Source organism: Streptomyces sp. Edi2, from assembly GCF_040253635.1.
Lineage (GTDB): Bacteria > Actinomycetota > Actinomycetes > Streptomycetales > Streptomycetaceae > Streptomyces.
This window is the reverse complement of sequence record NZ_JBEJGX010000006.1, coordinates 1-21,822: the sequence shown is the minus strand read 5'-3', so window position 1 is coordinate 21,822 and position 21,822 is coordinate 1. Positions and strand designations below refer to the sequence as shown.

Sequence of the window (21,822 nt, the reverse complement as noted above, 5' to 3'; positions counted from 1 at the left end):
GATGGCCGTGACCGCCCACCCAGGAGAGCCCGCCCGTGCAGAAGACCGCCCTCGTTCCCTACGCCCACCTGCCCCGAGCGCACCACGACCGCCACGTCCTGACCAGTACCGCCGACGTCTTCGGCGCCGCCCACTGGCTGCTCGCCGAACGCGCTCCGCAGCCCGGCGGCGATGTCCTGCCCTTCAACGCGCTGGTCGTTTCCGTCGATCCGGGCGGCAACGTCGAACTCACCGAGCTGAGCGCCGTACGGGCCCGCTGGCCGCACCTGGACCGCCTGCCCGACGGCGGGTTCGTCGTCGCTGCGTCTCGCGCCCGCCGGTACGAGGACGCGGACCAGGTCCAGGTCTTTGACGCGCTCGGCCGCGAGACCTCGTCCTTCTCCGTCGGGGACGCCATCGAGCACCTGCTCGTGGACGAGTCCGGCCATATCTGGGTCGGGCACTTCGACGAGAACCCGGCCGGAATCCGCCGCTGGAGCGCCACGGGCCGGCTTGCCTGGACGTCAGACGGCGCCCCCATCCCCGGTCTCTTCGACTGCTACGCCCTGAACGTGTCGGGCACCGCCGCCTGGGCGTGCCCGTACACGGCTTCCCACTCGTCGAGATGTGCCCCGACCGCCGTGACCGGCCCGTGAGAGTGTGGGCGAACCGCGTACGGGGCGCCCATGCGGTGGCTGTCCACGGCGAGCAGGTCGCCTTCCATGGCGGCTACGGCGAGGAGCGGGACCGACTCGCCCGCGGAGAGCTCACCGAAACATCAGTCGAGCCAACGGACGTCGGCCTGCTCACCCTGCCCGAGGGCGCCGCCCCCGGCCGCCGGCGGGTTGTCAGCAGAGGAAGCAGGATCTACGTCCGGGCCGACCCGTTCACCGCGTGGGGCGTGTTCGACCTCAGCAGCTGATCCCCCGCACTGGGAAGACCAATTCGCTCCGGTCGCCGACCATCCGACCGACAGTCCCGCAAAGATCTTGCCGCGGCGCGTGCCGGCGAGGGTCCGACGGTCTTCGACTGGTTGGTCGGGACTTCGACAGGTGCCGGCGCTCTTGTGCTGCGCTGATCCTTTGAGCGATCGGCGCGGCTCCCGGCCTGGAAAATCCAAGGCCCAAGGGAGCCGTCGCGTGGAAAGCCAACGACCCCGACGGCGACGGCGCCCGCGACAAGGCCGCCGAGATGGCCCAGGAGGACGACCACCTCCTTCGCCTCACCGCCGCCGGCGCCCTCAGCCCCGACTACCGGGTGAGCGCCGGAACGTGGGAGGGCGGCCGGTGGCTGGCCGTCACCTGGATCGACGGCGTACCCCTGTGGCGGGCCCTCACCCTCGCCCGCGGCCCCGAAGGAGACCGTGCCGCAGTCCGCCCCTGGCTCGCGGGCATCGCACGCACCTGGACCGAGCGCCTCGCCCGCCTGCACGCCGCCGGCTGGGCCCACGCCGACGTCCAGCCCACCAACACCCTCGTCACCCACGACGGCCACGCCGCCGTCATCGACTACGCCCTCGCCTGCGGCCCCGCCGCCGACCGCCGCGTCCCCTACCGGGGCGCCCTCACCCGCACCACCGCCCCCGAGTCGCCACCGCGATCCTCTCCACCCCCGCCGACACCCACATTCCCGCCCAGCCGCCCGCCGGCATCTGGAGCCTGGGCGCCTCCCTGTTCTGGTGCTGGACCGGCCACCGCCGCGTCGCCTACGACGACACCACCGACCGGCTGGAGAAGCCGGCCGCCATCGCCAAGGGCACCACCACAGCGCTGCGCGACGTCCGGCCGCGGCCCGTTCCCGAACCCGAGGACGCCATCACCGCGTGCCTGGCCCCGACCCCGCCGACCGCCCCACCGTGAAGGAGCTGACTGCCTCATGGTGACCCTGCGCGCCCTGGGCCCCGACGATGCACCAGCTCTCACCCGCATCTACAGCGGCGCCTCCATCCGGCACACCACCGGCAAGCCCCTTACCCTCGACCAGGCCCACGAGAAGATCCGCACAGCCCTCGCCAGAGCCGCCGAGACACCGCGCGCACAGTGGAGCTGGGGCATCCTCGCCACCGACGAGATGATCGGCCTGATCGCCCTGCGGCGACGGGCCCCGTCCCTGGGCACCCTCAGCTACATCCTCCGCGAGGACACCTGGGGCAACGGCTACGCCACCGAAGCGGTCAAGCACGTCACCGCCTTCGCCATCGCCACCGCCGGCCTGGAGCGCCGGGAGGCCATGCACACCCCGACAATCCGGCCTCCGGCCGAGTCCTGGCCAAAGCCGGTTCACCCGCACCGGCACTTCCGACCGGCCCGCCGACGACGCAACCGCCGTGCCGTACCAGGTGTATGCACTGCCGTTGCCCGGAGCTCCACTCCATTACTGCTGATCACCGACGGGAAATGAGACCTCATGCCCATCATCGGTCCCGGCTACGACGACCCCGAGTCGACAACTACGACTCCGCCTGGGAGACCCAGGACACCCTTCCGGCGATGGCTGTTCGAGAAATTCGCCGCGGCCGGATGTGAGTACGCCGCCGACGCCGCTGGCATCTACGCGCCCGCCAACCGATACCACGGCCTCGACGACATCAACATGGGCATCGCCACCCTCACCGGCATCAGCCCCGACGCCGTGCGGGCTGCTCACAAAGCCGACCTCGCCGATTGGGCACGCGAGCAGCAGTTCCGAGACCACCCCGACCTGGTCGCTGGGGTCCGGCGCACCTCGTTGGTGTCGAAGTGGAGGACCTGCAACTCCCTTGACATGACGTCTCCCTGGCATCACGTCGTACTGTCGCGGTGAGCCGTCGGCAACGGACTGCCAGAGCATTAGCACAACGCCCGCTGCCGCCGGAGCGGCGAACAACGCGATCCGGACAGCTGCGACGAGCCGGTATGCAGTTCCGGGTCATGCCGTCGACCGACGGCCGGTGCTTCCCGGCCCCGCGCTTTCGCCGCACGACGAGCCTGTGCTTGATCGACGTCAACATGGTCGGCTTTTGGAACAGCGGCACCGCTCTGAGGCTGTTTCTGGAGCTGGGCCTTGGCCGCTTCGGCAGCCACCGCAGGCTTCGTTCTGACGCTGAATAGGGCCTGCGCCGTCCTTGGATTAGTCGTGGGTCTTGGATACCCCGATTATCGAACGAATTGGCGAATTGTTTGAGTGGGGAGACGGCGGTGGGGTCCGCGCATTCGGTGCTTGCGGCTTCGGGCATCAATCTGGCCGAATGCCGCCCGCTGGGTGCAGCGTGCGCCGCCTCGGTTTCATTGTGCCTCGGAAGGCCTCGCCAGCGATCGAGACGTCTGCTCAGGGATCCCAAAGCTGCAGATCAAACCAGCTTTTGAGGCCTGCGGCCTCGGTCATGGAATGAGGTGTTGACACGGGCAGTATCGGTTCGTCGTCTGCGACTTGCGGCTGGTTGCGGTGGTGGATTCGAGTCATGTGGGGTGCAGGAAAGACTCTCGAATTTGCCGATTCTCGGCGGCGTTGTCAGTGGCTGCATCTACTTTCCAAAACAAGGCCCACAACAGGCTGGGCCAGGGGCGCGCGGAAGGGGGAGTGGTGGCGGAAGAGTCGGACCGTGCTGCGGTTGATGGCGTGGGCGACGCCCGGCAGGTCGTGGGGTATCTGGTGCGTCCGGAATCTGCTGACTACATCGCGATCATGGATGTGCTTGAGGGGTCGGTGACCGACATGACAGTTACCGAAGTCGCAGCAGCGCTGTCGGTCACCCGGCTCGGTATGGAAGCGCGGCTGGTCGAAACACGCTTGGATGCCCTGAAGGACATGGGAGCGGTCTCAGTACGGTCGGACACCAGCCGGGCGCGGCGGTATGCCGAGATCCTGGCACGGAACTGGCGCTACACCGCCAGTCCTGCGGGCCGCCACGTGCAGCGCTTCTACCGGCAGGTCCTGGCCGGCACGCCGACCGTGCGGGAGATCCCGATCGTGTCGCTCAGCCGCATCGTGACCCACCTTGAGAAGCTCGCCGAGTCGCTGGGCACGAGGGAGCCGGCCGCCGGTCATCTGGAGGCCGCAGGCGTCGATGCAGTGAGCGCCGTGTTCACCAGTCACGATGACCTGGACGCGGCCCTGGTCGGTGCCGAGGATGCGCTGATGAGCTTGGCCGACCGGTTCGACCTGGACGAGGAACGCACCAACGACCTCAAGGGCCTGCTGGTCGACTATGCCACCCGCGTCGCCGCCGAACTCGATTCCGGCTCGGCGCGAGCGGCAGCGGCACTGACGGTGTTGCGGCCATGGTTCGGCCAGCTGGCACAGGCGGCCGTCGACGCCTCCCAAGCCCGCGACCTCATCGCTGCCGGTGCGCTCAGCGCCTCGCGCGGAGGCCGTGTGGAGGACTGGGAGGGACTGTCTGCCTGGTTCGACGCCCGCAGCGGACGCGCGGCGCGATTCTCGCTGCGCCTGGTACGGACATTGCCGAGCATGCACGCCAATCTGCGCCGACTGCACTCCTCAGCAGGCACCGCCTCCACCCGTACCCGCGCCCTGGCTCTTGCCCGGGCGGTGCTGACCCCGCAGATCGGCGTGCAGATCTTCCAGGCCGCGGCGGGCGACCACCCCTGGCGCAAGCTCTACGGCCAGGCCCACGAGGACGACGCCGGCCGCAACCCGTCCTGGCGCGGCGGACCGCAGGTGCCAGTGCCGACGCTCCTGCGCACCACCGGCCGGTCCGGCCCGCGCGGCAGAGGCACCACACCACGTGACGACACAGCAGTCAAAGCGCAAGTGGCCGAAGCCCGATCACGTCGGCGAGCCGAGCACGCAGTCGCTGTCGCCGCGGTCTTGGCCTCAGTTCCCGGACAACACCTGGACGAGGCTGCTGCCCGCGTCGCGCTCGCCGCCCTCATGGCCGCCGCCCGAGCCGCCGCGACGGGCCCAAGCCGCACCGGCACCAGCGAAGGGCTCGCCTGCACCCTCATCCACACCGGCAACGGAGTCGGCACCCTGAACGCACCTACCTGGCGTGTGCTCCTGCCCAGGCGGATCCCTCTGTTCCACCAGCCCGGCCGCCGCCCCTCCGCCGTGGCCCTCGCCGCCGTTGCGGGCACCACGACGCGGGAAGACGTCTGCGCACACGCGCTGCTGCACCTCACCCCGCACGCCGGCCCCGCCGCTCCCGACAACGAGGCACCCCGCCCCGCCACCTTGCAGGAAGGCGCAGCATGAGCGAGGAGACCGACGCCCAGACGCCCGAGCCGAAGCCTGTAACAAATGAAGCGTCCTCCCCTCACCCGCTGCGACGGCGCAAAGCATGGCGACCCGAGGCCGACGCCGAAACAGCCGCCCTGTTGCGCCACTTGGCTGCCCACCCGTGGCTGGTCGGCGGCCGCGACGATGAACTCATCGCCGCCGTGCGCCGCAACGAGCACGCACTCCGCTCCGCCGTGGCCCGGCTGGGGTGGGTACTGGTCATCGAACGCGACCTGGTCCGTCTGCGGAAAAGCCCACCGCCGCGCCCGGACGTGTGGGCCGCCCAGGGACCGACCCCAGCTGCCTGCTCCTGGTTCTTCCTTCTGCTGGCAGCCGCCGAGTCGATGCCGCCGCGCACCGCACTTGGACACCTGGTCACCCAGGCCCGCGCCGCAGCTGCAGAAGCCGGACTGCCCGCCCGCCATGACATGACAGAGCGCCGGGCCATCCTGGCCGCACTGCGCATGCTCGACGAACGCGGCGTCGTCGAACGCCTCGACGGCGACCTGGACGGCTACCTGCACGACGAACAGGCGCCGGTGCTGCTCGCCGTCCACCACACCAGGCTGGCGTATGCCGTCGCCAACCCCGGAACGCTCGACCCAGCTGCCGACCCTCAGGCATGGCTTGCGCAGGTGCAGCGCGAACCGGATGCAGCCCGCCGGATGCGCCGTGCGCTCGTGGACGACACCTGCGTGCACACCGCGCTACTGGATGAAGCCGAGGCACAGTGGCTGAGCCAGCGGGTACGCGGCGACGACGGTGGCCCCCTGGCCGACGCTTTCGGACTCGTCCTGGAGCGCCGCGCGGAGGGCGCCGCATTCGTGGTGCCGGACGAAGCATTCCGGCACTTCCGCGAACTCGGCCCGATGCCTTTCCCCGCACCAGGCACCATCGCGCACGCCGCACTGTTGCTGCTCGACCATGCCGCGCTGCACGGCACCGCCGGCAGCGGACCCGGGCCAGGGTGGCGAGGCATGACCGAGGAGAACGTGGTGGCCGCGCTGACGTCCTTCGCCAGCAACAACGTCTCCGGAAAGGGCGGCTGGGGCGCCGAGTACGCCCAAGACCCCCACCTGCTGGCCGGAAAGGTCCGCGACCTACTGACGGGCACCCACCTTGTCCATCTGACCCACGCAGACCCGCCGACCGGAGAGCAGACCACACCGATGTGGTGGTTCGCCCCCACTGCCGGCCGCTGGGCGCAAGAAGGCACCGCCCTCCCCAAAGCCGCCCGCACCCGCACCCCTTCACCCCGCAGCACACCGGTGCAACAGCACCAGCAACCCCCCCTTCAGCAGGGACTGTTCAGCGACATCGCCGAAGAAAAAATGGAGGGCCACGCACCGTGAGTGACATCCTCGACCTGGACTTTTCCCTGCCGCCACAACCTCGGCCCTCCGGCAATACGCATCGGTTCGGCGGCCGCTGGCGCCTGGTCGGCGCTGGATTGTCGAACGTATGGCGCTACGGCGCCCTGGATCTGCCCGCGGCATCGGGACGGCTGCTGCTGCGCGGGCCCAACGGGACCGGAAAAACCACCGCGTTGGAGGCCCTGTGGCCCTACCTGCTCGACCTGAACGCAGCCAAGCTCGCCGCCGGCAAAGCCCGCCCCACCACCCTGAAGCTCCTCATGAGCGAAGGCGCCCCGGCCAGGGGCCGCCGCTACGGATACCTGTGGCTGAGCTTCGCAGCTCCAGCCAGCAAAACACCCGACAGCACACTGAACGGGCCGGCAGCCGACGGGGAGGTCGTGAGCTTCGGCGTCCGGCTCCAGTACTCGCCAAGTTCCACCCCCGCCGTGAAAGTCGTCCCGTTCACAGTGCCCGGCCGCCCACTGAAGGAACTGACGCTGTGCGCCACCAACGGCGGCGCACTGGAGCATGAGGAATTCGCCTCCCGCGTCGAGGCCGCCGGCGGACGGGTATTCGCCGAGCCCGAGGAATACATCGAGCACCTGGCCACCCGCGTCTGGTCCACTACCTCCGGCGAACTGCGCCTGCTCGCCTCGCGGCTGCGGGAAGTACGCAATCCGACTCTGCTGGGCGACGTCTCCCCGGCTGCAGCAGCTGACGCGCTGCGCCAGTCCCTTCCGGGCGTGGACGGTGACGTCCTCGCCGCTACCGCGGAGGCCCTCGCCGAGTCCGACACCACCCGCGAGGCGTTCGAACGCGACGAGCACGCCGCCACCCTCCTGGAGGAGTTCGCCCGCGTATGGACCGGCCATGCCATCGACGTCACCCGCGCCGCTCACACGGCCGCACGCAAAGCTCACGACGAAGCCGGCACACGCCGACGTCACCTCCAACAGCGCACCGGCCTGTTGGACGGGGCACAGACCGCCGCCGAGCACGCGAGAACAGACATCCAACGCCTCGGTGACGCACACCGTGAAGCTGAGGCTTCCGCACGCGCCATCGAAACCAGCGACGCCTACCGATCCCACGGACGCGTCATGGACCTGCGCAAACGGCTCACAGCAGAGCAGAGCGCGGCAGCCAGCAGCTACGACAGCCTCCATACCGCCGCTGAACAGGCCCGCACCCAGACCAAGACCGGCCAAGAGGCCCTCGACGACGTCATCGGCGACCTCGACGACCTCACCGGCGGCGCACATGCCGCCGGCGCCCGGCCGGCCACGCTCGAGACCTTGCTCGCCCGCCACCCCCGCGCCCGCATCACCCGCCCTGTCGCTGACCGTGTCGCCGACCCGGGCCCCGGCATGTCTCTCACCCACGACCGCGGCGGCCTCGAACAGCTCGCCACCGGATGGAAGGAGTCAGCTCAGGAGCATCGCGCCGCAGCTGACAGGGCCGCACTCATCCTGCGCGACCACGAACCCGTCGCGGCAGCCGGCACGACAGCCGCGACCGCACACGAAGCGGCAGCCACTGCCGAGAGCGCCTTCGACGAAGCCAATCAGGCCCACGACCGCGCTACCGCTGCGGCGCGCTCGGCTGCCCGCCAGCTCCTCATCGATGTCGCACCGTGGGCGCTAGCGCACCCTCATTTGCGGGGCATGCACGACGATCCAGCCCCTTCCTGGGACGAGCAGCCGGTGTGGGATGCAAACGACGTCGACGCCCTCACCACAGCCGAACCCGCCGCAGTCCGGGACCAGCTCAACGCCTGGGCCGATCAAGCGGTGCGCATGGGTGAAGCCCTCGCAGCCGCTTACGGAAGCGCGGCCAGGCAGCACCTCGCCACCGCAGCCGGCCTCGATACCACCGCCGAAGAGCACCGCATGGAAGCCCGCCGCCTGCGCTCCGGGCAGCTTCTGCCGTTGCCACGTCCGGACTGGGCCGGGCCGGGCGAGGACGACACCGCGCTCGGCGCCCTGCTCGAATGGCATCCCGCAGTCGACCACGATGACGAACAAAAGGCGCTCCTTGAGCTGGCACTCGCCAGCTCCGGAGTCCTTGGCGCCCACTTGCACTCAGGCGGAGCCGCCATCCGCGCCTGGCACATCAGCCCCTTGGGCCCCGTTCGTGAGCAGAACCTGGCTGCTGTCCTGGACGTAGTTCGCGACCATCCGCATGCTGGCCTCGCGCAGGCTGTCTTGGAGCGCATTGCGCTGGCCGACAGCGCCACCGGTTACCGCGACGCGACTGCTCTCGTCATCGGGCGCGATGGCACCTTCACTGCAGGCCCCCTCGGCGCAGATCCCGCCGCCGCACTGCGCGGTACCGGCAGCGAGGTCCCTACCGCCTCACACATCGGTGCCCGCACCCGTCTGGCCAAAGCACGTGCCAAAGCCGACGAGCTCGACGAGACCGCGCAGAAACTCGAAACCAGCGCTGAGGAAGAGCGCCATGCCGCTGCTGAACTTCGCAAGCAGCGCGACACGGTCCGCAGGGACGCACATGCCTTCCCCACCAGGAACGCACTGACCAACGCCGAGGCTGAGCGCGTCAGCACCGCGAAGGAAACGCACCAGCGCCACACCACCGCGCGGACCCTGCGACAGCGGGCCGACGACGCTGCTGCCGAGCGCACTCGCCTGCATACCGCCTGGGCGGCCCGCGCCCGAAGCCTAGGCCTGCCCGCCGACCCCGGCAATCTGGTCACGCTGATCGAGGACGGCCGAACGCGCGCCGAGAAGCTGAACGGGTGCGCACACCAGCTGTCGTCACGCCTTTTGCCCAGACTCCAGCGCGTCCTTGAGGCGCTGCCTGACGAAAACGCTCTCACTGAGCGCCTCGCTGAACTCCAGCACGCCGCCCAGAGCGCGCACACCACGGTGCTCGAGACCCGCGCCGAACTCACCGAGGCCCAGTCCCACGGTGACGCCGAGGACGCCGCCCGACGCTACGAGGAAGCCACCCAACGGGCCAAAGACCTCCTTCGGCAGCTCGAATCCTCCCGAGAGCAGGCCGTGACAGCCGAGAAACACCTCAGCACCTGCGAGAGCGAACTCGCCTCCGCCCAAGACCGGTTCGACGAAACACAACCCCGCCAGGCGGCCACCCGGGCACACCTGGCCACACTGCTCGCCTGGCCCCCTGTCACTCAAGCCCTCAGCGCCGACCCCGGCCTCATTTCCCCGGGCGCCGGCCCCGCGGACGGACCGGAGTTCCTCGACACCGTCGAAGGCCTGCTAGCCCGCCGCCCCACCGCCTCCAAGAAGACCCTCGGCGAGCGCTACGACACCATCCGCGCCGAACTCGCCCAGACCTGGACCATCGCGCGCGACGAACCGCCCACAGGCATCGAACAGCTCGACGCCTTCGTTCTCACCCATGCGGAAACCCACTACGACCCCCTCAGCGCCGCCACCCGCGCGCAGACCCTCGCCGACAGGGCCAAAGCCTCACTCGACGCGGCGGAAGCCGCAGCACTGCGCAACTTCGTCATCGGCCGCCTGCCCGCCGCCATCGGAACCGCATGGACCGCCCTGACCGACTGGAAGAAGACGGTCAACCGCAAGATGCGCTCAGCCCAGGCATCCTCCGGTGTCGCAGTCCAAGTCCACATTGGCCTGCGAGACGATCTCGACGCCGCAACCCGCACCGTGTACGACCTGTCCTGCAAGGTCGGCGACGCCGTCCGCACCGAAACCCAGAAACAACAAGTCGGGCAGGCACTCCAATCCCTGCTGGCCGCTGCCGACGGTTCCACCATGCAAGAGCGCCTTGCCACAGCAGTCGACATCCGCAGCTGGGTCGACGTCCACTACCTCGTGGAACGCCCCGGCCCCGACGGCACACCTGTCACCAGCCAATGGGGCCCACGCACCGGCCTGTCCGGCGGCGAACGACGCCTTGTCGTCCTGGCACCCATGCTCGCCGCCATCGCCGCCAACTATGACCGCTTCACCAGCACAGGCCTACGCCTGATCCCGCTCGACGAAGTCCCTGCCGAAGTCGACGAACGCGGACGCGAAGGACTGGCCCGCTACCTCGCCGAACTCGACCTGGACGTCCTATGCACCTCTTACCTGTGGGACGGAGCCCCCGGCGCATGGGACGGCATCGACGCCCACGACCTCGAAGCAGGCACCGACGGCACCGTCGTCGCCTTCCCCATGCTGATCCGCTCAGACCAGGACCTGCCCGAAAACACCCATCCCGCACCCCACACCGGGAGGCAAGCGTGAACTGCTCGCTGTGTGCCGGAGCATGCGCAGACGCCGACCTAACCCCCCTGCTCAGCCCCGACCTCACCTGGCTGTGGCAAGCCCTGGCGGCAGCGGCCGACCGACGTGGAGACGAGACACTCACCGCAGGCCCCGCGGTCACCGTAACGGTGCCGACCTCGCCGTCCCAGCGCGCCGCAGCAGCCGGTCTCATCGGTGGACGGCCACCGGAGCCCGGCCAGCGTCGCCGCCTCAGCCTGGAGGCACTGACCGCAGCAGTCGCCACCCGCGGACCCTCACTCACCCCTGGAGCCGTCGCGGCTCACGCCTGTAACCGGCGGCTGGCAACCAAGGCCCGCATCCGCGCCGAGCACACGGCCGCATCCCACCGGATCCGTGCAGTGCTGGAAAGCTCCGCAGCAGCCCTGCCCCATCACGTGCGTGAACTCGTCGAACCGGCCACCGTCTTCAGCCGACTGAACAGCCTCGGCTGGATCACCCGCCTGCTCAACACACCAGATCCCGATGCGCTGCTCGCCCAGGCACTGCAGGTGGCTGCTTGCCTGCCCACACCCGGCCGGCGCATTGACCGCCGCATCCTCGTGCCGGGCAATCCCCACGCCCTCGACGCAGGAACACTGCCCGCACTCGTCCTCGCCCTCACCGGATCCCCCGCCACGACGGGGCGCTCAAGCTGGGCCCGCCTCGGAGTGGACTGCGACGACCTGCTCGGCGGACTCATCATCACCGGAATCACCCCCCGTGGGTGGCGGATCCCGCCTGGCGCGACCTTCACCCTGCCTCCCAGAGAACTGGCCGACATCACATGGGAGCCCCCCACAACCATCGGCGACTGGGCCTTCGTCACAGAGAACCCATCCGTGCTCGCTGCGGCGAGCCACCACGCCCTGGCCCACGCCACGGCCTGGACACCTCGAGTGATCTGCACAGCCGGCACACCCTCGCAGCTGGAGTGCGAAGCAGTCGGCGCGTTGTCGGATGCTGGCTGGCGAACCGCCGTCCGCGCCGACTTCGACCAGGCCGGGTTGGCGCACATGCGCGCCCTCCTCGCTGCCGCACCAGCAGCCGTTCCATGGAGGATGAGCACAGCCGACTATCTCTCGGCCGCTCCCGCGGGCACGGACACACTGCACCTCAAGAAAACGGACGCACCGTGGGATCCGAGACTGGTACGCGTGATGCTCAAGCAGTCCGTGCCCGTGTATGAGGAAGATTTCCTTCCTGAATTGCTTGGCGACATTGCGGACGGCGCCCCGGGTTCACTTAGCTCGAAGACTGCCTCTCCGTGCTCCTCGGTGACCAAGTCTGGAAGGAATCCGGGCTCGCAGTGACCACTGACGAGCGCGTATCCGTCCTTGCGGCGCAGAGCCCCTGTTGTTGGCGAGCACCAGAAGCGGCTGTGCCGAGAGGGCCCCAGCGCCAGGCGCCGGGCCGAGGCCGCGAGGAGATCGAGAACTACGCTCGAACGTCCGGACCGCGAGCCGCAATGGAGCTCACGAAGGGCTCGGGAGCTCCATTGCGGCGTCCACTAGGGGTGGTTGCGGCATCTGCCGCTTCCGGTACGCATCAAAGGCGGCGCCCCGTCGGCCGGGCATCATTACTCCAGCCGGACGGCACGCCGCCGGCGACTCACCGGTGAGCCACGCCGTGCACAAGCGTCATTCGAACGCTATCGGATCACGCTCGGTGGCCCGGCCAGTTCCCGAACACCGCAGACCCACGGCCTGTGTCGCACCATGCCTCTACCGTGACGGCGCCACACGAGAAACAGATGATTGGCGAGGAACCGGCTGTGACTTCATCATCGGAATCGGAAGCCTCTGAGGGGAGCGAACTTGACACGATCGCTCCCCTCATCCCCGCTTGGGCCTCCGGGCGAGGACTGGCCTTGGTCCCGGTGGTACCAGAGACATACGACGCACTCATGCCGACTGTGTACATGACGGCGGAGCACATGACTCCTGAAGCCTTCGTCGACCTCGCGGCCACCGCCGGAGCCCGCCTGCTGTACAGCTGCAGGGAAACCTTCGACCTTGCCTCCCTGGACCTGGAGGAGGACGAGGAACAGAGCCTCGACGTCCACACCCGGAACCGCATTGCCGCGGTGCGCCACCAGGCCACCACACATCAGGGGCGGTGCCGCGACGTACACCTGGCCTTCGCCGCAGACGGAGTTCTCCACTGCTGGACGGCAGTTCAGGCAGCCTGGTACACCGCAATCAGTGCAGAGTTCGAAGGGGCGCTTGCGGTTCACGACGAGGACGTCGACAACCGCGACCGCACCACCGCCGACGAACCGGACCGAATGAGCGAAAGAGAAATCGCGCTGCTCGCAGCGCAGCTGCGAGAGAGTCCTGAGTTCCGGGAGGCCCCAAGCCAGGCCCAGCGTCAGCGGATCGTCCGACGCCTCGTAGGGCCGCGTGTGGCCAACTACTGGGCTGTCGTCGAGCGTGCCGCAGACGCTGTAGATGCGGCCTCCGAGAAGGCGTTCGCCGAGCTGGAAGCGCAGCTGGAAGACCTTGCAGAGGAATTGGCGAATGATTCCAAAATCCGGGAAGCTCGCTCCAAGGCGCGTAAGGTCCGTGCGGTGGCCTTCCTCAAGACCCGCTCGGGCGGCTACAAGCCCCCAAGCGGACTGGTCGAGATTCTGCTCGATGAGGTAGCCAAGAAAATCCGCAACGGGAAGCCGTAAGAGCCATCTTTGACCGGATCGGTGCCCTTTCCACCCTGTTCTCGACACGACACGATGCAGAATCATTGTGCGCGCCCGTCCGGCGTGGCGCGAAGAGTACGTCGAGGCGGGGAGGCGAGCCCCGACTGACGCGAAGTGACCCTCGTGAGGCTCCTCTACTGCCGCGGCACAGCGGTCCAGGAGAAGAGCCCATGTCCATCGGACGGGTTCTTGCGGCCGTAGTGCTTACGTCATCGACCTCGATGACGATGCGGGAGCGGTCCGGCGCCGGCAGCAGGAAATCCATCCGCTGCCGGTACAGAGCTCCGGACTGCTTGCCGCTGTGCCGGGTGTAGGGGGCGTAGCGGAGGTAGACCTGAGGATCCGTGCGGGTAGGCCGAAGCTGCCTCCCTCGGCGTATCGGGCGCAGCAGATGCGCATGAGCATCTGCTCGGGCGGGGAGTCCAGCAACCGGTACAGACGGCAGTACAATCTGCTTGCCGCCGTCTTCTGGTCAACGTCGGGCTTGCGCTTCGTCCACCAGGTGACCATTTGTCGCCAGGTGAGCCCCCGCGGCGGCAGGGGATCGGCGAACACCAGGCAGGCGAGGCGTCTGCCCGGCGGACGATAGAAACATCCTCGCCTTTGCAACAGTCAGCTCACCAGCTGCTGCTGACACGCCCTCCCAGCCCGCACCTCCCACATTCCGGTCGATGCCACCCAACACAGCTTTGAGGCCATTCACGCGGATGCCCAGACGGCTCGCACGCCCCGGTGCTCCAGTTCTGTAACCGACCTCCGCCTTTTGTACCGACACGTGCTCCCGTATTGCTAGGGTGACGTTACGTTTTCTGGTGGAGTGCGTGTCACCCCACCAGCAGCTCATGCCTGAAGTGCAGTTGGGAGTGCTGAAGTGTCGAACGAGGTCACGCCGCCTGCTGCGTCCGTGCCGTCGACGCTGCACGAGGCGCGCGGGATGCTGCCGCAGCTGGTGAAAGCCGCAGGCGAGGGGCAGGCCATCCCGCTCGCACGCAAAAGCGAGGGCCAAGAGCACAGGGCACTGCTGGTCTCACCCGCCGCCGCCGAGGCAGCCGGGTGTGAACTGACCACCGCCCCGTCCTGGCCGACCGCCCAAGCCCGCAAGAAACTGGGCGACCTCATCCAGCATGCTGCCGAGGGCCACCCACAGGTGCTGCGCCGTCACTCCACCGCAGTCGCCGTCCTCATCCCGCAAACCACTGCCCACACGCCCGCAGCGGCCGCTACCCCGGCACGCATCCCAAGCAAGCAACTGCCCCGCAACGCCGCGGACACCACTGCCGCGTCGCCTGCTACCCCCACGGGCCAGAGCACCTTCACCACAGAACTCAAGGCTCCCGCGTCGCCGACCGCACACACTCCCCAACACTCCCTGGCACAACAGACCAGTGCGCCCGCAACTGCGTCGCGTCGTCTGGCTCCTTTCGCCGAGGCCCTGGCCACCCTCCCCACCGCCGACAACGAGCCCGACGCAGGCAGCCTCCCAGGCCTATCCACGGGGATCACGGCCCTCGATCAAGCCCTCGGCGGCCTCCAGGCCGGCCGCTTCTACCTCATCGCCGGTGAACCTGGTGCCGGAGCCAGCCTCCTTGCTGCTACCGCGGCCCGCACCGCTGCCCTCGCCCACCACCTCCCCGTCCTCTACGCCGCCTCCGGGCTGACCCGCGCCGACGTCGCCGCCCGCCTGATCGCCGCCCTCGCCCCCGTCGACTACCGTCGCCTGCGCGCCGCCACCCTCACCCCCGACGAACAGCAGGCCGCCGCCGACGCCGCCCACCAGCTCACCCAGGCGCCGCTGCTCATCGACGACGGCAGCGACCTTGATGCAGCCGCGATCGCTTCTACCGTTCCCGACATCCCTGACCTCGCGCTGCTGGTCGTCGACCGCCTCCAGACCACCCACGACCCCCGCCTGCCCCTATCCGGCCACCAGGCCATCGCAGACGCCGTGCAAGCCCTCGCACACCTCGCCCGCGCCCACAACATCCCAGTCCTGGCCGCTCTGGACACCGACGACCCCGCCGTCCTGGCCACGGTGAACGCCGACCTCACCCTCCTCCTCAGCCGCGAGGAGACCCGGGCCCACCTCACCGTCACCGAGCGGGACCTGGGCACGCTCGCCGACCTCGCCCTGACCGCCGACCTGCCCCATGCCCGCTTCACCGACCCCGCCCCCCACACCAGCCCCACCGCTGACCCCACGCCGCCCCCCAACCCGGCCTCCAGCTCACCCGCGCCCTCCCAACCGGCCCCCCAGTCCACCCTCGCCCCCGTCTCCGCGCGCCCCACAACGCCCCGCAGCTCCACCTACGCCGGCCGGGACTACAGCCACTTCACTCAGATGATCACCACCGCAGTCGAGCGCGCCCTGGAGGATCACGACGGCGACACCGACGCGGCTACGGAAACCCTCGTCAAGCAAGCGATCCCCAACGGCATGGAGCTCTTCGAGGCGACCCGGGTCGGCGGCAATTACGAGCACACCGTTTACCCCGAGACCCTCGACTTCTTGAGGAAGAAGACCAAGGACGGAGCGGACGACATCTGGGAGGGCCGCCACAACTGGGAGAACACCCCCCTCGCCGCCCGCCTCCGCGACGGCGGAGCTCCTGTGGCTGTCACTTCCCTGGACACCAACGCCGCCTACCTTTCCGCCTTCAAGACCTACCTGCCCATCGGCGCTCTCCACTACGACGCCGACGGCGGCTTCGAGCCCAAGCGCTCGGGCATCTATCGCCTCCCGGCCCGCCCCGCCTGGGACCACCCCGATCTCCCCGACCCCATCGGCAACCGCCATGAGGAAGGCCCCGTCCTCCTGGACGATGCCACCATCCGCCTCCTCATCCGCTGCCACAAGCTCGGCCTGTGCGAGGCCCCCCACATCACCGAAGCCTGGACCTCCGGCGCCACCGAAGGCCTCCTGGAGAAGTTCCGCCGCGTCCTCACCGATGCCCGCCACACCGCCATCGACAACCGCGACGACGTCACCCTCGAATACATCAAGGCCATGTACTCAAAATTCGTCTCCACCATCGGCGAATCCAGCGTCAACCGCGACATCCGCCGCCCCGACTGGATGCACATCATCCGCAGCCAGGCCTTCGCCAACCTCTGGCTCAAAGCCCACCGCGCCCACACAAACGGCCTCACCGTCGTCCGCGTACGCGGCACCGACGAACTCCACATCACCGGAGACACCGACTGGCGCACCGTCTTCGAAGAAGGCCGCCTCACCGGACAGCTCAAGAGCAAAGACGAATACACCCTGCCCCGCTCCAGGAAGACGCCCCGCTAATGTCCACCGACGGTTGGAAGAACTTCGGCAGGTACGGCGCCAACCTCGACCCCGGCAACGTCCACGGCAAAATCGCCCTGGGCCGCGCCCTCGAAGACGCCCTCGAACGCATGATCGTCGAGGGCGGCATCAAGTCCCCCGTCACCACCCGCCGCGGCCTCATGGCCCGCATGAAATACCTCACCACCCACCGAGGCGGCCTCCGGGCACTGGCCGAGGCCGGCATCACTGCCACCTCTCACACCCTCCGCAAGTGGACAGGCGGCAAGCAGACCCCCAAGCCCGCCAACCGCGAAGCCATCGACACCGCCTACTGGAACCTGCGCGCCCACAACGTCATGGCCAACCCCCACGCCTTCCAGCAGCACCTCAACCACGGCGGCCAGGGCACCAAGATCGAAATCCACCCCATCAACCAGGACGCCGTCACCCCCACCCGCCGCCGCGACAACCTGCGCGTCCGCCGCTTCCAGGTCCGCTACATCTGGGACGACGCCGTCGAAGCCATGGTCGCCGGCGACGTCGACAAACTCGAAGAACTCTGGGACGACGTCATCGCCGAACTCGACAGCGACTGGGGCGCCTACACCTACGTCTCCCACATCGGCCTCGGCGCCTGACACAACGGCACAAGCGAAGTCGGCACGCTCGCGGTGCGTGCCACCACCCGTGCAGGTGGCTATCCGTCGTGCGATCGCAAGACCGCGACCATCCGGCCGGCCCCGGCCTCCTTGCCGAGCCGGCCCCAGCCCTATCGCCGCGGCCACCAACGCGCGGCTCGTACGCCCTCAGCAAGTCGTGGACGAAGACGTCCGCCAGGTCGGCGCCAGCGTCCAGAGAAAACGAGGGCGCGGCGGGCATACCGCGTTCCCACAATCTCTTCGCCGGATCGCGCTGATCCACCCATCCGACCAGGGCCCGGGAAAGCTCCTCGCACGCACAGCGCGATCGAGCGCCTCACACGCCCGGAGTTTCTACGCACGTCCTGCTCCGGCAGCCCACGACCAGACCCTCGCTGGCGACGTCGACCTGTGCCCGCACTGCCGACCCGACACCGCGCTCGCCCCAAACCACCTGGCAACCCACAGCTGGCAGATCTGCGGGCTGCTGACTCGGAGGGTGCGCGACGGCCCAGGTCACAAGCTCGGCGGTCTGCTCCGATCACGACAGACCGCCGAGGAAGCGACACGAAGCTGAGACTCCGATGCCCGACACGCCATGAGGCAGCGCAAAAAGCCACACGCAGACGACGGCACCCCAAGAAGTCGAACGGCGGGAGCGAAGGACCGCACCCCGCGCCGCGCACAGCGCGACCCCGGCCGCCTCGCCCACCCTTCCTACGCCTCAAGATGCGGCACGCACCGAGCCGTCAGGAGCGCCGAGACACGGTCAGCATACTTGCGGTGGACCGCGCAGATCAGCAGCCACCGGGCGCGGGAGCCAGCGACGCACAGAACCGCCGGGCCTCAGAATCGTGGTCGCCCTCCCAGTCATCCAGGACCGTGCGCCCGGTCACCGGGTGCACCCGCAGCCGTTCGGGCAGCACCAACACGACGCCGGGGAACTCCATGCCCTTGACGCCGTGGACGGTGGAGTGGCGGACCGCCGGAGTGGTCCCGAACCCGGCGACACCCGCCCACGCAGAGCCCAAGGGGACCTTGAACAGCCGACTCAGGACGGCGGGGTCGGGAGGAGGCACCACGCCCCAGGAGGCCACCTTGAGGAAGGCACGGACCTCGGCGGCGAACGCCTGCTGGTCTGGCCGGTGGGGCCCAGGGCAAGCGCCATGCGCACCGCGAAGCCCTCCAGCCAGCGCCGCTCGAGGCCCGCCTCCTCGCACAGGGCGGCGAGGCTGTGGTCCGCGGTGGCCCGGTCGGCGATGAGGACCGCCAGCACAGCGCGCTGCACCTGCGCCAGAGCCCTGCGACGCGTCTTGGGCGCCGTCTGCCGAGAGCGGAGCTGGAAGCCGGCACTTGCGATGGCCAGCACCCGGGAGCTGGCGGTACTGTCGATGTTCGCCGCGCCGACTGCCTTCATGCCATGCGCCTCGGCGTGGGAAAGCAGCACCATCTCCTTTGCGCTCAGCTCATACCGCTCGGCCACCTCCAGCGCCGCGGGCACGATCTGGTCGAGCTTGGTGAACTGAAGCAGATGCACCGAGTGCTGGGTCAGGCAGGCATCCCCGCAGGCCGTCTCGGCCAGCCGGCAGGAGCGCAGCGCGCTGTTGAAGGCGCAGCCGGCCGGGAACCTGCGCCAGTTGTCCCCAGCGGGATACGCCCAGAGAGGCCGGCCGCGAACTCCTCCACGGCCACAGACGTGGCGTTGCGGAACTCATAGATCACCTCGTCCAGGTCGCCCACCATGACGATGCGCACCCCGCAGTCCCGCAGGATGAGCAGTTCCTCCCGGCCGCAGTCCTGGACCTCGTCCACGATGCTCTCTGCGAAGCGGGCCCGCAGCAGCGGCGCGAGACCGCCCGCTCGTCGGGGATGCCCAGCCGGTACTCGGCCAAGATACGAGCCGCCTCACAGCTGACCGTGCCGGCACACAGCAGCCGCCCGAAGAGGTGCGCCGCCTGGCTCTCCGCCTCCGGCTTGCGCCGGGCCAGCATGCGGTGCGCCGCAGCATCACCGAAGGCCTGAAGCACCCGTCCGAGGATCAGGTGGGCCCGCCCGTCCGGCTCGAAATCGAACCACGCCACGTCCAGGTCCCGTGCCCGTCCCATCTCCGGCAGGCGGAACCGCGCACTGTCCTACCGGGCCACCATGGCCCGGGTCTTGCCTGCGCCCGGGCAGACAGCAGCGAACAGGCTCTCCTCGGCATCGACCAGCGCCTGCTGGGCCTCGCTCAGGTCCGGATCGTTCACCCTTCACCGCCGCGGTCCTGCAGCACCCCGCGGATGGCCGCATCCAGGTAGGGGGCGCCTGGGAAGCGTCGCCGTTTTCGATGGCCAGGGCCACGTCGTGCGCGAACTCGCCCTTGCTGATGAACTTCTTGTGCTTGCGCAGCTTCAGGTAGAGGCCCCAGGCACGGCCCCGCTCCTCGCTGAGGATCTCGCGCCACTTCTTCTGCGAGCGGGGGCGCTGCTTGAGGAAGGCGGCCCGCAGCACCGGCTCGTTAACCTCGGGGGCGAGCAGGTCCGCCTCCAGGGCGTGCTGGGCCTCGACCACGATCAAGCGACCCTGCGCCCCGATGGATACAGCATGGGCGAGCAGGCGGTCCTTGCGGTTGTCCACCGCGCTCTCCTCCTCGTCATCCGGCTCGTCCTCCTCACCCCCCTCCGCGTCGGCGGCGGCCGCAACCGGGGTGCCGGCCGGCCCGCTCTCCTTCTCCTCGTCGGGAAGGCCCGGGTCGCCGTCGGTCACGACGGTCAGTTCGTCCGTGAGGTCCAGCGCGGCCAGCGGCAGCACCCGCGTCCTGCGCCGGGCTCCCCTCGGCGACCTGGACCGTCTCGTTCGTCAACTGCGTGCGCAGGGCCACGACGTTCTCGATGCCGATGCTGCTCGGCCAGGTTGGGGGAGTGGGCGGTCGCAATCACCTGGATGCGGCCAGCCGGGCCGTGGGGGTCGTCCTTCAGCGAGGCCGTGGCCTGTTCGCACAGGTAGTCCAGCAACACCGCCTGCAGTTGGGGGTGCAGGTGCGCCTCGGGTTCCTCCACCAGGAAGATGGTCAGCTCCACGTCTTGGGCGTTGCGCAGCTCCAGGATGACGGTCGCGATGAAGAGCAGGTTGGCATAGCCCAGGCCCGACTCGGTCAGGTCGGTCGGCGGGATGCCCACCTCGGCCATCTTCACGCGCAGGCTGCGGGCCAGGCGGTGCAGCTCGTAATCGGCGAAGGAGACCTCCACGGTCTGCCCGCGCACCGCGTTCGTCAGCTCTCCCAGGTGTCCTTGGATCTCCTTGGTCGTGGAGATCAGGACCGGATGGTCCTTGAGCTTCGTGAAGGACTCATTCGCCTGGCTGCGGAATTCGTCACGCTCCTTGTCGCTGGTGAGATATTTGATGATGCGGGCAGCCGGTTGCCGTCCGAGGAGGCCAGCTCCCGCTGCGCGTCGCGCAGCGGGGCCAGGTAGACGTGGGCGATCTGGTCGCGCTTGTCCGCCTCCGCGTCGGGCCCGTCAACCGGCCCGGCGGTCACGTTGGGCCGCATCTGCTGCCGTGCGGCGTCCCGCTGATAGGTCGTGGTGTAGGTGGCCAGGTTCGTCTCGGTGTCCAGCGCCGTGATGTAGTGCGCCCGCTGCGCCATCGTCAGCCCGGCGTAGGTCGCACGGAAGGACACCTCATCGCTCTCCCGGCCGTGGGCGAGGTCGGTTTCCTCCAGCCACCGGGTGGCCCGGCGGTTGAGCGGCGTGGTGGCCAGCCGCAGCGCTTCGATGACGTTGGACTTGCCGGAGTTGTTCTCCCCAACCAGGAGGGTGATGTCGGGGCGGAACTCGACCTCCACGTCATAACAGGACCGGAAGTTGTTGATGGCGAGCCGCTGCAAGTACATCCCGGCGCCCGACTTCGTCTGACTCACACACGCCCCCGAATTCAATGCACCACAAAGGGGCAGAGATAGCCATCTGCACCATGAGTCGCAATGAGTAAATTCTGCGCACAGTTCCACATGGACACCGAGACCGTACCGATAAGTAATTCTGAGTGGTGCTGGTCACGTTGCGTGTCACGCGGCGGCCGTTCCCGACAGGCGAACCATGTTGCCAGCCGCACCAGCCAGCCACTTCCCCATGACCGCGGACTCACACTCACCGCCATCTGTGTCTCGTGGCCCACCGGAGCCAGGCAGGCCCGGCCTTCTTGGCGGTCCTCATCGGCCGGCCGCAACAGGGAGGACGTCTATCCGGCAAGCAGCCCCGTTAACCAGCTGCAGTACGACTACAACCTCCAACGAGGTATCACTGCGGAGGAGGGCGCCCACCTGGCCGGGCAGCTGCCGGTACAAAACTGAGCCTAAATCAGAACTGAGATCGACGGAGGTGCTGTTCAGGGAACAAACCAAGTTACGTTTAACCTTAGCGAATGCGTG

General features: G+C 68.9%; 17 protein-coding genes. 12 read left to right on the top strand and 5 right to left on the bottom strand.

Annotated features, from left to right (window positions below; genetic code table 11):
• The first annotated feature begins 35 nt into the window (after positions 1 to 35).
• The 12 genes from ABR737_RS43810 (at position 36) to ABR737_RS43755 (ending at position 17,414) form a co-directional block, all read left to right on the top strand.
• On the top strand, positions 36 to 635 hold the full coding sequence (locus ABR737_RS43810) for a hypothetical protein (protein WP_350257221.1): 600 nt from the start codon (positions 36 to 38) through the stop codon (positions 633 to 635).
• Positions 636 to 670: 35 nt separating this feature from the next.
• Positions 671 to 901, top strand: coding sequence for a hypothetical protein (locus tag ABR737_RS43805; RefSeq protein WP_350257220.1), 231 nt, complete (start codon positions 671 to 673; stop codon positions 899 to 901).
• A gap of 269 nt (positions 902 to 1,170) precedes the next feature.
• A complete protein-coding gene (locus tag ABR737_RS43800) occupies positions 1,171 to 2,379 on the top strand; it encodes a GNAT family N-acetyltransferase (protein WP_350257219.1) in 1,209 nt (402 codons plus the stop codon).
• A gap of 6 nt (positions 2,380 to 2,385) precedes the next feature.
• A complete protein-coding gene (locus tag ABR737_RS43795) occupies positions 2,386 to 2,781 on the top strand; it encodes a hypothetical protein (RefSeq protein ID WP_350257218.1) in 396 nt (131 codons plus the stop codon).
• A gap of 107 nt (positions 2,782 to 2,888) precedes the next feature.
• Positions 2,889 to 3,068, top strand: a complete 180-nt coding sequence (locus ABR737_RS43790) for a hypothetical protein (protein WP_350257217.1) — start codon at positions 2,889 to 2,891, stop codon at positions 3,066 to 3,068.
• Between the two features lie 472 nt (positions 3,069 to 3,540).
• Positions 3,541 to 5,169: a DUF2397 family protein gene (locus tag ABR737_RS43785; RefSeq protein WP_350257216.1), complete on the top strand. Its 1,629-nt coding sequence runs from the start codon at positions 3,541 to 3,543 to the stop codon at positions 5,167 to 5,169.
• Positions 5,166 to 6,545: a DUF2398 family protein gene (locus tag ABR737_RS43780; protein WP_350257215.1), complete on the top strand. Its 1,380-nt coding sequence runs from the start codon at positions 5,166 to 5,168 to the stop codon at positions 6,543 to 6,545. Before ABR737_RS43785 ends, ABR737_RS43780 begins: the two co-directional genes overlap by 4 nt.
• Positions 6,542 to 10,789 (top strand): SbcC/MukB-like Walker B domain-containing protein, encoded by a 4,248-nt coding sequence (locus tag ABR737_RS43775; RefSeq protein ID WP_350257214.1) that lies wholly within the window; start codon positions 6,542 to 6,544, stop codon positions 10,787 to 10,789. Before ABR737_RS43780 ends, ABR737_RS43775 begins: the two co-directional genes overlap by 4 nt.
• Positions 10,786 to 12,120, top strand: coding sequence for a DUF2399 domain-containing protein (locus tag ABR737_RS43770; RefSeq protein ID WP_350257213.1), 1,335 nt, complete (start codon positions 10,786 to 10,788; stop codon positions 12,118 to 12,120). Before ABR737_RS43775 ends, ABR737_RS43770 begins: the two co-directional genes overlap by 4 nt.
• Positions 12,121 to 12,713: 593 nt before the next feature.
• The gene (locus ABR737_RS43765) at positions 12,714 to 13,481 is read left to right on the top strand and encodes a hypothetical protein (RefSeq protein WP_350257212.1); all 768 of its coding nucleotides are present in this window, start codon (positions 12,714 to 12,716) and stop codon (positions 13,479 to 13,481) included.
• Positions 13,482 to 14,373: 892 nt separating this feature from the next.
• Complete coding sequence (locus ABR737_RS43760) at positions 14,374 to 16,794, top strand: DnaB-like helicase C-terminal domain-containing protein (RefSeq protein WP_350257211.1); 2,421 nt, start codon at positions 14,374 to 14,376, stop codon at positions 16,792 to 16,794.
• Positions 16,794 to 17,414 carry a hypothetical protein gene (locus ABR737_RS43755; protein WP_350257210.1) on the top strand — a complete coding sequence of 207 codons (621 nt, stop codon included), beginning with the start codon at positions 16,794 to 16,796 and terminating at the stop codon, positions 17,412 to 17,414. Before ABR737_RS43760 ends, ABR737_RS43755 begins: the two co-directional genes overlap by 1 nt.
• Positions 17,415 to 18,211: 797 nt before the next feature.
• On the opposite strand, the gene ABR737_RS43750 is transcribed toward ABR737_RS43755, so the two are convergent.
• The 5 genes from ABR737_RS43750 to ABR737_RS43730 all read right to left on the bottom strand — a co-directional run bounded on the left by ABR737_RS43750 (position 18,212) and on the right by ABR737_RS43730 (position 21,312).
• Entirely contained in the window at positions 18,212 to 18,445 is a 234-nt protein-coding gene (locus ABR737_RS43750; RefSeq protein WP_350257209.1) for a P-loop NTPase family protein, read from the bottom strand.
• 20 nt (positions 18,446 to 18,465) lie between these two features.
• The gene (locus ABR737_RS43745) at positions 18,466 to 18,951 is read right to left on the bottom strand and encodes a hypothetical protein (RefSeq protein ID WP_350257208.1); all 486 of its coding nucleotides are present in this window, start codon (positions 18,949 to 18,951) and stop codon (positions 18,466 to 18,468) included.
• Between the two features lie 470 nt (positions 18,952 to 19,421).
• Positions 19,422 to 20,204, bottom strand: coding sequence for a hypothetical protein (locus ABR737_RS43740; protein ID WP_350257207.1), 783 nt, complete (start codon positions 20,202 to 20,204; stop codon positions 19,422 to 19,424).
• The gene (locus tag ABR737_RS43735; protein WP_350257206.1) at positions 20,165 to 20,656 is read right to left on the bottom strand and encodes an ATP-dependent nuclease; all 492 of its coding nucleotides are present in this window, start codon (positions 20,654 to 20,656) and stop codon (positions 20,165 to 20,167) included. Before ABR737_RS43735 ends, ABR737_RS43740 begins: the two co-directional genes overlap by 40 nt.
• A 50-nt stretch (positions 20,657 to 20,706) precedes the next feature.
• Positions 20,707 to 21,312: an ATP-dependent nuclease gene (locus ABR737_RS43730; protein WP_350257205.1), complete on the bottom strand. Its 606-nt coding sequence runs from the start codon at positions 21,310 to 21,312 to the stop codon at positions 20,707 to 20,709.
• Positions 21,313 to 21,822 lie beyond the last annotated feature (510 nt).